Source organism: Silvibacterium sp. (assembly GCF_047605705.1).
Classification (GTDB): Bacteria; Acidobacteriota; Terriglobia; order Terriglobales; family Acidobacteriaceae; genus Silvibacterium.
In genome coordinates, this window is the sequence record NZ_JASGFD010000001.1 from 150,931 (window position 1) to 164,047 (window position 13,117).

Below are 13,117 nucleotides of genomic sequence, written 5' to 3' on the forward strand. Positions count from 1 at the left end.
TACCGCCTTTTGTTTACTGATTAATAACGCCAGCTCTTCACATCCACCCCCTCGGGCGCCGTCTTCAGCATGTGATCGACCATCAGCGGAAGCACCCGCTGCGGCCAGTCGGCGTTGTTTTCCTGCATCGAATACTCGGCCGGACCTCCGGTATAGCAGTGCGGCTCGCCCGGGCCGTACTGGAATTCGGCATCTGAATGCGGATTCCGGCTCGCAGCCAGCGATTTCTGCAGATCATGCACAGCGTTGTTCAGAAAATAGGTGTCGCCATCGCCCACCGCCAGGTGCAGCTTGCCCTCGAGCTTCGGTCCCAGCGTCGCCCAGTTTTTCTGCAAATAGGCGTTCAGGTCGTAGTGCTCGTGCCAATACTCGACTACCTGCTTGTCGATCTTTCCGGTCAGCGGATCGATCACCTGCGCCGGATAGCCATCCGGCCCGGCTGGCGAGAAGACCGCCTGCCAGATATTCCACTGCTCGGTCGAACGCCCATGCGTGCCCAGTACATACTCGAAGCGGAATTCGCCTTCGGCATTCGCGATGATCGAGCCATCCGGCTTGCGATCGGCCGCGATTGGAATCTCGCCGAAGTCGCCCTTGCGGAGAAAGGCATTCGCATCGTTATAGAGATCGATGTTCTGGTAGCCGTGGAAATCCACCGGATCGGGGCAGGCCGCCCAGGTTCCGTTATACAAATCCGGATAGAAGACCTGCGTCGCCAAAGCCTCCCAGCCGCCGGTCGACCCGCCGAAGGTCGCGCGCGCCCAGCCCTGCCCCAGACCGCGATACTTCTTCTCGATGAACGGAATCAGCTCTTCGTTGATCGCCGATCCGTATGGCCCGAGGTTCGCGGAATCCACCACGTACGAGTCGTCATAGTACGGATTCGCGTTCTGCACATAGATCATGATCACGCGCGGCAACCGGCCGGAGGTCCAGTCCTGGAAGAAGCGATAGCCGGCCGCGGCGCGGCGCGCAGCTCCCTTGTCCTTCCCGTCGGGCAGCTTCGTAATCCATGGCAGCGGGCCGAAGCCCGCATGGTAATGGTCCTGGTAGACAACCAGCGGATAGTGCGCGTCCGGATGCTCGTCGAAGCCGTCCGGCAACAGTACCCACGCGCCCACGTACACATCGCGTCCCCAGAATTTGCTCAGCTTTTCGCTGCGGAATCGCTCGTACTTCAGCCACTTCGCGCCGGGATCCTTCGCCGCCATCACCGCCGGATCCTGATCTGTGCCTGCAATCGGCGGGATCACCTTGTCGAGCGAAAGCTTCAGTACCGTCTTCGTCTTCGGGTCGAAGTGCACCTTCACTGGCGCGTCATAGGGATTGCCCGGCTTCTCGTCCCAGTGTTGGCCCTCGCCCTTGTCCGGCGGCAGCCATACCGTCTTGCCGCTGGCGAGGTGGAACTCCTCATACACGTTGAAGACGGCTTGCACCGTGTAGTCACCCGCATCCAGATCACTGAGCGATTTGCGCGGATAGCCGATCGTCGCCGCATCCACCACGATCGGCTTGGCCGGATCCTGATTCACCACGTCCACGCCGAATCCCTGCGAGGAAAGATAGTTCTCCTCCAGCTGAAAGCGCGGCTCCGATTCCTTGTTTTTCGAAAACACCAGGATCAGGTGGCCGTTCAAAGGCTTCGCAACGCCACTCGAAGCCGGAATCGAGACTTCAATCCTCTGCGCGTGCGCGCAGACACACGTGAAAGCAGCAAATGCCGCAACGACCAGACGCCGCATATCTCTCCTGTACCCGAAGGGGTGAGGGAAGGATATCAGCCGCCTATATGGCTCTAGTCCTGCTGTGGCGCAGCCCCGCGCACAATCAGCTCGAGACCTTCCTTATACCGGCGTTCATAGCGGTCGAAGAGGATCGCTCCAGCCTGCCGCATCAGCGGAAACTCCTTCGGATCGAGCCTGGCGTTGCGCTCTTCGATGTCGTACTGCGGGGATCGCTCACCCGGCCGCGGAAAAACCGCCTGTTCTTCCATCACGAAGCTCTGCGTGTAGTTAAAGATGGTGCTCATCAGCACCGCCGTCTGCCGCACCGTGAAGCCCTTGTCGTGAATCTTCGCGGCCACCTGCTCGGCCGTCTTCATGTACGTCGTGTCCGTCAGATGAGAGCCCGCGACCATGCGCGCACCATCGCGATAAGCCAGCAGTGTCTGCCGCAGACCCGTTCCGTAGGCTGTCGCCCACACACGCCAGTCGGCCGCATCTCTCCCGGGAAGCATCTGCGGCGCACCCTCAGCCAGCACCCGCGTCGCCATCTCGTCGATCAGTTCCTGCTTGCTCTTGAAGTGCCAGTAAATCGTGGCCGCCTGCACCTTCAGTTCGCTGCCGAGAAGGCGCAGCGTCAGCTGCTCGAGCCCCACTTCGTTCAGCAGTTTCAGCCCAGCCTCCGCCACTCTGTCGCGGTTCACCTTCATGCCTTCACGATAACAGGCTTGACATTCCAAAATTGAACATCGATAAACTTATTGAACAATGTTAGATTTTGAACGAAGGAGAATCGTATGAACGCAGCCATCGTCACAGCCGCAGGACGCAGTCCCATTTTTGGAAGCTTTCGCGAGCCGGTTGCTCAGGAAGGCGCCGAAGTCATCTCCGTAAGTGCGTCCGCGCTCAGTCAGTTCAGCAAGTCCCGTTCGACAGGCGCGCATTACAGCTCCGACGGTCTCTTCCCCGCAGTTGCCGGTATCGACGGCACCGGTCTGACCGCGGACGGCCGCCGCGTCTACTTCGTGATGCCGGAAGCACCCTTCGGAGCTCTGGCTGAGAGGTCCATTGTCCGGGCAGGCCAGTGCATCCCGATTCCTGACGGCCTCGACGAGGTGACCGCAGCAGCCATCGCAAATCCTGGCATGTCAGCGTGGGCCTCGCTGGTCGAGCGTGCCCACCTGCAGCCGGGCGAGACCGTCCTCATCAACGGCGCGACCGGCACAGCCGGAAGGATCGCGGTACAAGTCGCAAAGCATCTCGGAGCTGGCAAGGTAATCGTCAGCGGTCGCAATGCTATCGAACTCGAAAAACTGAACGCCGACGCCGTGATTCCCTTCTCGCTCGATGGTTCCGATCCAGAAGGCGCGCAGCACTATGAGAAAGCTCTCTGCGCTGTGTTCGAGCACGGTATCGACGTCGTGATCGACTATCTCTGGGGGCAGAGTGCGAGAACCATCCTCGCTGCCATCACCCAGGCCGTGGAGGACGCCACGCCTGTCCGCTTTATACAGGTCGGCGCAGCCTCAGGTACATCCTCTATCGACCTTCCGTCCGCCGCACTCCGCTCTTCTTCCGTTGTGCTGATGGGCAGCGGCATCAAGAGCGTACCGTTCTCAAAGCTGCTTGAGGCTGTGAAACACACCTTCGCACTCGCCGCAGCCGGCAAACTCCAGATTGCGACAAAGACTATGCCCCTGTCCGCGATCGAGGAGGCATGGCAGGCGCCGATCTCACCCCGCATCGTCATCACGATTCCATAGGACGGAAAGGGCTCAGCGATGCCAGATCAGTGCGCCGTGGTGCCAATCGCCGCACCTGCGCTGATCTTTTCCCTCCCCGGCAGATACGGCATCACGGGATCGCGCGGATGGCCGGGCATTCGCATGACGGCTGAGCCACCGGCTGGAGCCATCCCCACCTGCCGCTGGAATCGGCTATTCAGTTCTTCGGCTGCAAGTAGTGCAAACGGAATGGTCCACTCAATCGCGACCCTGCTCTCAATCCACAACCCGTAAAAGGCAGTTACCGCAAAACACGGCAACGACCATAGGAGAAAAGTCCTGGAGTGCTGCGACAGGTGCCGGCGGCCCATCCACACAGGCAGCAGCAGGAACCCAAGCATGCTGGCGATCTGGGGCCAGTACAGCGGCATCTCGAGACTTCGCAGATTCGCCCTTATGCGATTGCCCGTCTCGCTTACGTTATGCCGATAGTGGTACGCAATCGGCAGGTGAATCACGAGCCAGAGGGCGAACATCGTGGCACAAAGCATTGTGACCCGCCTGCGACTCATCCGCGGAGCAAGAGAGAGGCAGAGTGGGATCAGATAAAGAGAGGTCTCGCGAAAGAAGACGTCCAAGGCGAACAACGGTATCAGGGCGCCGCAGCGCCGGGTGAGGATGCAGGCGCAACAGGCCCCGAAGAGAAACATGTGTGGCAGGTCATAGGGGAACCAGAGTGCCTGTAGATAGCGGGCTGCGCAGGAGGCGTACAGGATGGCGATCGTCAGTGACGGCGGCAGCCACCAGAGGATCGGCATTCGCCGCCACCCATAAAGCGAAGCCAAAGCGACAGCAGCCAAAGTGCAGATGCAGCCCACCTGCAGGCAGGCCAGTTTCCGCACCGTCATCGGCTCGGCGCAGACCGACTCGACGCGTCCCAGTTCGCCTCGCTCGCGCGTGTTGAGAAACGCCGCGACGCGCTCCATTGCCTTGCTCCGCGAGGCGAGGCTCATCACCGGAATCATCCCAATGCGTCCCTGGTAAGGCTGGTGATCCGTGCCGGCGACATAGCCCTCGAGGCTGATGTAGCTGACGTTGCCGTAGAAAGTCGACTGCACACAATGCACCGCAGCGAGCGCGAGAAGCAGCAGGATCGCCATGTTCGACAGATTGCGCTGAAAAGCGGCAGCCATGAATATGCGCCACATTATCGGGTGAGCCCCCCGGCAAATGATGGGGAAATAAGGATTTCGCGCAGATCTTGGGTCAAAGCGGGATTACTTACAGAAGTCATCCCAAAACTGGCCTCATGCAGCGATCCTTGTCAGGATGTCGCTCTGCCCGCTCAGCAATCGCCAGGAGGCATCTGACCGAGGCGGTGACTCCGAAATGTATAGCTGTCTAGAAGAGTCCCCTAAAATACCTCCATGGATCGCCGCACTCTGCTCACCCTTTCCGCCAAAGCCGGACTGCTCTCGGCCCTGCCGTCGTTTGGGGCCTCCGCGCTCTTCGCCCGCTCGCTGTCGTCCTTCGCTCACGAAGGCGTCGCTCTCGCGCATCCCACCGCAGACCAGGTGCGTTGGGAAGATCTCGAGATCGGCATGTTCGTACACTTCGGCAATGAAACTTATCTCAACGGCCGTTCGCATGACTTCTCCGTGCCGGCCTCCGAGGTAAATCCGGTCGATCTCGACACCGATCAATGGGCACGCACCGCTGTCGCTCTGGGCGCAAAGTACATCGTCTTCGTCGCCAAGCATCAGTACGGCTTCTGCAGCTGGCAGACGGACACCACCGACTTCAGCCTGAAGAGCTCGCCATGGAAAGACGGCAAAGGCGACATCATGCGGATGCTCCGTGCCTCCTGCGACAAGTTCCAGCTTGGCCTCGGCGTCTACCTCTCGCCGCGCGACGACCATTTCGGCGCAGCCACGGGCGGCATCTGCAAGACTCCCGAGGAGCAGGCGAAATATAACGAGATCTACCGCGCGCAGCTCACCGAGCTCGTCACCCGCTACGGTCCGCTGGTCGAGATCTGGTTCGACGGCGCAACGGCTACTCCGGTCAATGACATCCTGAAGAAGTACCAGCCGCACGCCGCCGTCTTTCAGGGCCCCGCTGCCACCATTCGCTGGGTGGGCAACGAAGATGGCTTCGCGCCCTATCCCTGCTGGAACGGCGTCGACCGGGGAGCTTCGGCGGCGGGCACGGCGACTGCACTCGATAGCGATCCCAACGGCAACCGCTGGCTGCCCAGCGAGGTCGATGTTTCCATCCGCCGCCCTGACTGGTTCTGGACTCCGGACAACGAGAAGAAGGTTCTCAGGGTGGACCAGCTGTTTTCGATCTACTACCGCTCCGTTGGCCGCGGCGCGCAGCTGATGCTGAACATTCCGCCGGACCCCAGCGGCCTGCTGCCCGCGGCGGATGTCGCCTCAGCGACTGCCTTCGGTACAGAAATCAGGCGCCGCTTCGCGAGGCCTATCGCAACAACTTCCGGCAAGGGCGCACAGGTCACGCTCCAGCTCGCTAGCCCAACCCGTATCGATACCGTCATCCTGCAGGAGTCCATCGAACAAGGCGAGCGGGTTCGCGCTTATACACTCGAAGGCCGAGTGAACGGGAGCTGGACCACGCTCGGCGAAGGGTCGGCCATCGGCCACAAGCGCATCCAGCCAGTTGCGTCCACCGTCGTCGACGCAGTCCGCATCACCGTGACCAAAGCTGCTGCCGAACCGGAAGTACGCACGCTTGCGGTCTACGACACAGGCGTTGCGCCACCTTCGGACTGGAACGCGACTTCGGCGCTATGGTCGCACAACCTCATCGGCGACTGGAAAGACGGCCGCTTCTCGCTCGATCTGCACAAATATGTGAATGAAGCCGCGCAGTACCTGCTCCGCCTCGTCCCCGCGGAGGGCGCGATCACGGAGATCAGGGACATCACGCTCATCCTCGACGGCGCGCCGCAGCCTAAGCTCCTCAAGCACGTCCCCGTTCACCCCGATGAGCTGGTCATCGATGTCACCGGCCTCGGTGACACCGGCACCATCTCCGGTACGGTTGTCGGTGCCACGCACGGACAGGCGCTCCTGCAGAAGCTTTAATCCGCATATGCAAAATAAAACAGCCGCCAAGCTCAAACTCGGCGGCTGTTTTGTTTGCGCGAAGAGGCCTATGCCCCAGTTTCAAGCACCACGCGGAAGCGCGCCTTACCGCTTTCCATGCGGGCGAAGGCATCGGCGGCCTTGTCCAGCGAATACTTCTCGATCAGCGGCTTTACGCCCGTAAGCGAGCTGAACTTCAGCGTGTCTTCGGAGTCGATGGAGGTACCGCTGGGCCAGCCCGCTACCGCCTGCTTCGCAAGGATCAACGGCACCACCGGCACCTCGAGCGGAGTGGATGGCACGCCGACGACAACGAACTTTCCGTTGTATCCGAGGCCGCCGAGAGCAGCCGTCATCGCGCTCGCGTCCGTCACGGTGGCCAGAATAACCTTCGCGCCACCCAGCTTCTTCAGCTCTGCGGCCACGTCCTGCGCGGTCGAATCGATATAGTGATGCGCGCCTAGCTCTTTCGCGAACGAAGCCTTGTCCGCGCCGCGGGCGATCGCCACCGTCTCATAGCCCAACTTCGCGGCATACTGCACGCCCAGGTGCCCGAGGCCACCCATGCCCAGAATTGCCACCACGTCCGGTGGACGCGCACCGCTGTTGCGCAGCGCATTGAAGGTGGTGATGCCCGCGCAGAGCAGCGGTCCTGCTTCGGCCGAATCGAGAGACTCCGGCACCGCGGCCAACGCGGCCTGCGGAGCCGTCACATAGTCGGCCCATCCGCCGTCATAGGTGATGCCCGGAACGCTCGCGCGAATGCAACAGACGAAGTCGCCACGGCGGCAGGGCTCGCAGGTGCCGCAGTGTCCGCCATACCAGCCAAGGCCCACGCGCTGACCAACCTTGAACTCGGTCACACCGTCGCCGATCGCCTCCACGCGGCCGACCACCTCATGCCCCGGCACACGAGGGTACTGGATGCCGGGAAAGATCCCGTATTTGGTAATCGAATCGCTGTGGCACACCCCGCAGGCTTCCACCCGCACCAGTACATGTCCTGCGCCGGGGTTGCTCACCTCGCGTGTTACTACCTCGATTGCGCCGCCCGCGCTCACCACTTGCGCAAACCGGCCTTTTCTTGTCTCTGCCGCCATGGCGTTGTCCTCCTTATCGATCTCTATCTGTCGAATTGCCCTTTGGGTACCCGGGGAAAACTGCCTCATTATCATCCACAGAACACCGTCGTTGCGCTATCACTACATCATGATTTTGGGTGGCGCTCGGCATGCGTGGACAAGAATGCTTGAAGAACTCAAACACCTTTCTTGAGATACGGCTCAACGATCGCTACCGCCGCCTCGACTTCAGCCGTCATCTCCACCACCAGATGCGGTTCCGCAATCTCCTCCCACCGCGCCTTCATCGCGCGGTAAAGTTCCGGCGTGCGGTTCTGCGCAGGATGCCCTGCCTGCTGCTGCGACAGCCGTACCTCGGCTACCTCGTCCGGGCACACTACATGGATCAGCCGCCACTGCGCCCCGGCGGACTCGGCCGCGCGGATTGCGGTCTCTCGCTGCGCCCTTAAGGAGTACGTTCTCCCGTCGAGCAGAATCAGCCGGGTCTTGCCCTGACGCGTGAGATAAGCCGCCGCGTCGTAGATAGCCGTCATACAGAGATCATCCTGCTCGCGGGTGTAGTCGGTCAGAGCATCCGGGAACAACGCGGCACGCACCCGGTCCTTGTCGAGAATCGCAGCGGCAACGCCGGCGCGTTGCGCCAGCGCCCCGGCCAGCGTGCTCTTGCCTGTCCCGGGGAGTCCTGCAAGGATCACCCAGGTTACCTGCTGACTGCCCAACCGCTACTCCCCTTTTGGCTGCCAAAGTTCAACCCGGTTCCCCTCCGGATCGGTGAACCACCCGAAGTCGCCAAAATCGGACCGTTCCCGCTTCGCATCCACTTCCACCCCGGCTGCCGCCAGGGCGTCCAGCAGCGGATCGAGCGCATCCACCTGGAAGTTCAACATCACCGGTTGCTGCACGGGAAAATAGGCCGAGGCCTGCGAAAAGAAAGAAACCACGACAGGTCCCAGATGTTCCTGCGCGGGAAGCTGGAAGCATCCCTGGTCGCGCTTCAGCCCCAGGTGGTGCTCATACCACGCATACAGCGCCTCTGGATCGCGAGCCCGCAGGAACGCGCCGCCCAATCCCGTGATCTTCGCCATGAATCTCCTCCAAAAGGTTGAGACATCCCCATACTCACACTTCGAAACCAAACCGATTGGCCCGCGAGCCTGCCTTTTTATCGCTTAACATGACAAAAAAATCAGAAAACTGCATCTTTCTTTGTCGGCTGTCGTCTACCTGTTAAGAGTTTCCCCAAAGCTGGAATCCGTTGGAAGGAACTCCTTCTTGGGATTGGTGTGTCCGGGCCGCTCTCCTGTTCACCCAGGACACACCGATCTCCACATCGCCGGCACCCGCCTGCGAATATAGCCCAACCGGCAATTTATCTCTTTGAAATTTCTTCGGGCTGGAGTGAGGGCCACACTGGCGCACGCTTTTCCAGGAAGGATCGCACCCCTTCGCGGAAATCCGCTGTGGAGCGCGCCTCTGCGTTCGCGGTGACCGCCAAGGCCAGCCCCGCATCGAGCTCAGCCCGCCCGTACTCGTTCATCAGCCGCTTGGTCGCCTGCATCGCAGCCGGACTGTTGCGCAGCAGGCATACGGCCAGCCTTCGAGCTTCTTCCATCAGTTCAGATTCGGGCACGATCCGCGTCACGAGCCCCAGGTCCAGGGCCTCGACGGCTCTCATCTGCCGGCCACTCAGCAACAGGTCGCGTGCACGCTTGTCGCCGATCTGCATCCGCAGAAACGCCGACACCACCGCCGGCACAAAGCCGATTTTCACCTCGGAATAACCGAACCGCGCCTCCGGCACAGCCAGCGTCATATCGCAGACAGTCGCCAGCCCCATGCCTCCCGCAATCGCCGATCCGTTCACCGCCGCAATGGTCGGCCGCGGCAGATCGTGCAACACGCGCAGGAGGCGCGCAATCGATTCCGATTCCTGCCGATGCTCTTCCGCGGTGCGCTGCTCCATCGTCGCCAGGTGGTCGAGATCGAGCCCCGCACAGAAGGATTGCCCCTCCCCGGTTAGCACCACCACTCCACAGCTATCGTCCACAGCCGCCGTCTCCAGCGCCGTTGTCAGCTCCTGCACCATCACCGGGTTCAAAGCATTGCGGCGATCGGGCCGATTGAGCTTCAGAGTGACAACGTGGTTTTCCTTCTGCCAAAGAATGGTAGTGAAACGGCCCATCGAGACCTCCAACCGGACTGACAGGAGAGTCTAACTCCAGCTTTGCCTCGAGAGCGAACTCGCCATGCACGACTGAGCCTAGAGCCTGTTATGCCTTTTCGCGCGGTCGTGGATGGGAGCCAATTTTTCTGAGATCGAGGAGCGCGTCGAGACGGATATTGAACCTATCTGAGCGGCACGCGAAAAGGCATAACAGGCTCTCGGGCTTATTGAACTTTCGTCCCGAACTTCTGCCCGATACCCTGGCTGGCGCGAATGAGCGTATCGAGCGGCTCGAGCTTCGGCAGCTCTGCCCCCAGCCGCGTCAGCTCCGCCAACAACGTTTCGGTGGCGATATTGCCGACCAGCGTGTCCTGCGCAAATGGGCAGCCACCGATGCCGCCAAGCACCGAGTCGAATCGACGGCAGCCAGCCTCGTATGCGGCACGAATCTTCTCCGCCGCTGTCTCCGGCCGCGCATGCAGATGCACACCGAGCTCGATGCCCTCACCCAGCACCGGCTGCACCGCGGCGATCAGAGAACCTACCTGCTCCGGCGTCGCCAGACCCACCGTGTCTGCGAGGGAAATCTGCTCGATGCCAGAATCGGCCAGCAGCTCGCAGGCCGTGATGACTTCATCCTCATCCCATGGATCGCCATAAGGATTGCCGAAGGCCATCGATACATATACGGACAGCCCCAGCCCGGCCTTGTACGCGGCCTCACCCACCGCATCGAGTGCGTCGCTGCTCTCCTCGGGCGTCTGGTTCTGATTGCGGCGCAAAAACTCCGGAGAAATGGAATACGGAAAGCCGATCGTCGTCACAGCGTTCGTCGCGATCGCCCGGTCCGCACCCTTCTTGTTCACCACGATGCCGAGAATTTCGACGTCCTTCGGCGCATCGGCAAAAGCCAGCACCGCTTCGGCATCGGCCATTTGCGGCACCGCTTTTGGAGAAACGAACGACACGGCGTCCACGTGCTTGAATCCCGCGGCAAAGAGCAGCCGCAGATAATCGGCCTTGATCTCTACCGGAATCTGCGTCGGCAGCCCCTGCCACGCGTCGCGCGGGCACTCGACCAGCTTCACCTTATTATTCTTCGTTGTGTGATTCGTCATTTGGGCACCTGCATATGCGCCATCAGGAAGAGCACGAACACTCCAAGCAGGTGCATCACCACCGCCGAAGCAAATCCCGCGCCAACACCGCGCGAGCGCATGGTGAGCATCATGAGCAGTCCGTAGATAGGAAACTGCGCGTACATCATTCCCTGAGAGAGGCCGTCCGACATATCACTCGAAAGACCAAGCGCCGGATCTTTCAATAACAGCACGTAAGGATAGAGCAGACGCAGCGCCGCCGGTCCTTCGAGCGCGAAGATGCTTGCAAAGTGCACAGCCACCGGCGTGACGGCGATGCCCAGTGCCACCGGCCACCACCGCAACCAACCGCCACTGCTCTTGGCGCGGGAGCCCGTCCGCCGCTTACCTTTTGTCGATGCAGGAGACATAAGCGACAGAATACTAAAGATGCCTGTGTGCGAAGCACTGTAGCCCTGACAACAGAGACTATGCCTGCGAAATCTACGTCTGCAGAACACCCGGATGAAATTTCGCGACCTCTGGATTCAGCGCGGCAGCCTCGAGCGCTGTCAGGATGGCATCCCGTGTCTTCGCCGGATCGATGATCGCATCCACCCACAACCGCGCGGCGGCATAGCGGCAATCGGCTTGTTCTTCGTAGGTGGCGCGAATCGAGCTCTCCAGATCGCGCTTTTCTTCATCGCTCAGCTTGCGGCCGCCGCGCTCCAGCTGCCTCACCTTGATCTCGACCAGCGTAGATGCCGCCGAAGCGCCGCTCATCACCGCGTAGCGTGCCGTCGGCCAGGCAAAGACGAAGCGCGGATCGTAAGCCTTGCCGCACATCGCGTAGTGCCCTGCTCCGAACGAGCCTCCGACAATCACTGTGATCTTCGGGACCGTCGAATTCGAAACCGCGGCAACCATCTTCGCGCCCGCACGGATGATTCCGCTCCACTCCGCATCCCGCCCCACCATGAAGCCGTTCACATCGTGCAGAAAGATCAACGGCACCAGGTTCTGATTGCAGTCGAGGATGAAGCGCGCCGCTTTCTCCGCGCTCTCGGAGTAAATGACTCCGCCAAACTCCACGCGCTTCTCGCCGGTGTGGCTGGTCTGGGGTTGCGGTGTCTTCTGATTCGCCACAATACCCACCGCATAGCCACCCACGTGGCCATAGCCGCAGATCACCGTGCGCCCGTAGTCGGGCCGATATTCGTCAAACTCGCTGCGATCGACGATGCGCGCAATCACCTCGTGCATGTCATAGCTGTTCGCCGACGCCTTCGCAGGATCGGGGTCGAGCAATGCGTACAGGTCTTCGGCCGCATGCTTCGGAGCATCCTGCTTTAGCTCGAAGGCTATCCGGGCAAATGGCGCGCCCGGCCGCTGCCCCAGCTTTGCCACCAGAGATCGTAACCGTGCCACGCACAAATAATCGTTCGGCTCCCTAAAGTCGACCGTGCCTGAAATCTCCGCGTGCATCGCGGCCCCGCCCAGCTCCTCTGCCGAATATTTCTGCCCGATAGCTGCCTGCACCAGCGCAGGCCCGGCCAGAAACAGCCCGCTGCCTTCGGTCATCAGCACGGTATCCGTCATCACCGGCAGATACGCACCGCCCGCGACGCACATGCCCATGATCGCCGTCATCTGCGGAATACCCATCGCCGACATGACCGCGTTGTTGCGGAAAATGCGTCCGAAGTCGTCCTGATCCGGAAATACATCCTCCTGCAGCGGCAGAAAGACACCGGCCGAATCCACCAGATACAGCGTCGGTATGCGGTTCTCCATCGCGATGGTCTGTGCCCGCAGCACCTTCTTCGCCGTCATCGGAAAGAACGCGCCCGCCTTCACAGTTGCGTCATTGGCGATGATCAGGCACAGCCGTCCGCTCACCCGTCCCAGGCCCGTGATCACACCTGCCGCCGGCGCGCCGCCCCACTCCTCGTACATGCCGAAGGCCGCGAAGAGTCCGAGCTCGACAAAAACAGTCTCGGCATCGATCAGGAGATCGACGCGTTCCCGCGCGGTGAGCCGCTTCTTCGCATGCTGCGCCTCGATGGCCTTTGTGCCGCCACCCTCGCGAATACTGCTCTCCTGCAGACGCACTTCTCCCAACTTCGCCAGCATGGCAGCGGTGTGCTGCTTCGCTCGCGGAGCGTTGCGGTCCAGCTTCGATGCGATCGTGTTATCCAGACGGGCAGAATTTCCGGCAGCCATAGCGACCGGCCAGCATA

At 61.2% G+C, this 13,117-nt stretch carries 12 protein-coding genes; 2 read left to right on the top strand and 10 right to left on the bottom strand.

The annotated features are described in order from the left end of the window. Positions 1-20 precede the first annotated feature (20 nt). Entirely contained in the window at positions 21-1,742 is a 1,722-nt protein-coding gene (locus QM649_RS00535; RefSeq protein WP_415197039.1) for an alpha/beta hydrolase-fold protein, read from the bottom strand. 53 nt (positions 1,743-1,795) lie between these two features. Continuing rightward, positions 1,796-2,425: a TetR/AcrR family transcriptional regulator C-terminal domain-containing protein gene (locus QM649_RS00540; protein ID WP_415197040.1), complete on the bottom strand. Its 630-nt coding sequence runs from the start codon at positions 2,423-2,425 to the stop codon at positions 1,796-1,798. 93 nt (positions 2,426-2,518) lie between these two features. Here QM649_RS00540 and QM649_RS00545 point away from each other — a divergent pair, with 93 nt between their 5' ends. Next, entirely contained in the window at positions 2,519-3,484 is a 966-nt protein-coding gene (locus QM649_RS00545; RefSeq protein ID WP_415197041.1) for a zinc-binding alcohol dehydrogenase family protein, read from the top strand. A 26-nt stretch (positions 3,485-3,510) separates the two neighbouring features. Here QM649_RS00545 and QM649_RS00550 read toward each other — a convergent pair whose 3' ends face one another. Continuing rightward, positions 3,511-4,638 (bottom strand): hypothetical protein, encoded by a 1,128-nt coding sequence (locus QM649_RS00550; protein WP_415197042.1) that lies wholly within the window; start codon positions 4,636-4,638, stop codon positions 3,511-3,513. Positions 4,639-4,872: 234 nt separating this feature from the next. On the opposite strand from QM649_RS00550, the gene QM649_RS00555 reads away from it, so the two are divergent. Continuing rightward, on the top strand, positions 4,873-6,552 hold the full coding sequence (locus tag QM649_RS00555) for an alpha-L-fucosidase (RefSeq protein WP_415197043.1): 1,680 nt from the start codon (positions 4,873-4,875) through the stop codon (positions 6,550-6,552). A 68-nt stretch (positions 6,553-6,620) separates the two neighbouring features. Here QM649_RS00555 and QM649_RS00560 read toward each other — a convergent pair whose 3' ends face one another. From QM649_RS00560 to QM649_RS00590, 7 genes are all read right to left on the bottom strand, one after another. Beyond that, positions 6,621-7,652, bottom strand: a complete 1,032-nt coding sequence (locus QM649_RS00560; protein ID WP_415197044.1) for an alcohol dehydrogenase — start codon at positions 7,650-7,652, stop codon at positions 6,621-6,623. Positions 7,653-7,810: 158 nt separating this feature from the next. Further along, on the bottom strand, positions 7,811-8,353 hold the full coding sequence (locus QM649_RS00565) for an AAA family ATPase (protein WP_415197045.1): 543 nt from the start codon (positions 8,351-8,353) through the stop codon (positions 7,811-7,813). 3 nt (positions 8,354-8,356) lie between these two features. Next, a complete protein-coding gene (locus QM649_RS00570) occupies positions 8,357-8,719 on the bottom strand; it encodes a VOC family protein (RefSeq protein ID WP_415197046.1) in 363 nt (120 codons plus the stop codon). Positions 8,720-9,003: 284 nt separating this feature from the next. Beyond that, positions 9,004-9,816: an enoyl-CoA hydratase/isomerase family protein gene (locus tag QM649_RS00575; RefSeq protein WP_415197047.1), complete on the bottom strand. Its 813-nt coding sequence runs from the start codon at positions 9,814-9,816 to the stop codon at positions 9,004-9,006. 206 nt (positions 9,817-10,022) lie between these two features. After that, complete coding sequence (locus QM649_RS00580) at positions 10,023-10,916, bottom strand: hydroxymethylglutaryl-CoA lyase (protein WP_415197048.1); 894 nt, start codon at positions 10,914-10,916, stop codon at positions 10,023-10,025. Next, entirely contained in the window at positions 10,913-11,227 is a 315-nt protein-coding gene (locus tag QM649_RS00585) for a hypothetical protein (RefSeq protein WP_415197049.1), read from the bottom strand. The genes QM649_RS00580 and QM649_RS00585 overlap by 4 nt, the downstream gene beginning before the upstream one ends. Before the next feature lie 154 nt (positions 11,228-11,381). Then, complete coding sequence (locus tag QM649_RS00590; protein ID WP_415197050.1) at positions 11,382-13,100, bottom strand: acyl-CoA carboxylase subunit beta; 1,719 nt, start codon at positions 13,098-13,100, stop codon at positions 11,382-11,384. Positions 13,101-13,117: the final 17 nt, after the last annotated feature.

Bases quoted from the DNA above. Each gene is read 5' to 3' on its own strand.
- QM649_RS00535 (WP_415197039.1), bottom strand. From the start codon at position 1,742: ATGCGGCGTCTGGTCGTTGCGGCATTTGCTGCTTTCACGTGTGTCTGC.
- QM649_RS00545 (WP_415197041.1), top strand. From the start codon at position 2,519: ATGAACGCAGCCATCGTCACAGCCGCAGGACGCAGTCCCATTTTTGGA.
- QM649_RS00550 (WP_415197042.1), bottom strand. From the start codon at position 4,638: ATGGCTGCCGCTTTTCAGCGCAATCTGTCGAACATGGCGATCCTGCTG.
- QM649_RS00555 (WP_415197043.1), top strand. From the start codon at position 4,873: ATGGATCGCCGCACTCTGCTCACCCTTTCCGCCAAAGCCGGACTGCTC.
- QM649_RS00560 (WP_415197044.1), bottom strand. From the start codon at position 7,652: ATGGCGGCAGAGACAAGAAAAGGCCGGTTTGCGCAAGTGGTGAGCGCG.
- QM649_RS00570 (WP_415197046.1), bottom strand. From the start codon at position 8,719: ATGGCGAAGATCACGGGATTGGGCGGCGCGTTCCTGCGGGCTCGCGAT.
- QM649_RS00575 (WP_415197047.1), bottom strand. From the start codon at position 9,816: ATGGGCCGTTTCACTACCATTCTTTGGCAGAAGGAAAACCACGTTGTC.
- QM649_RS00580 (WP_415197048.1), bottom strand. From the start codon at position 10,916: ATGACGAATCACACAACGAAGAATAATAAGGTGAAGCTGGTCGAGTGC.
- QM649_RS00590 (WP_415197050.1), bottom strand. From the start codon at position 13,100: ATGGCTGCCGGAAATTCTGCCCGTCTGGATAACACGATCGCATCGAAG.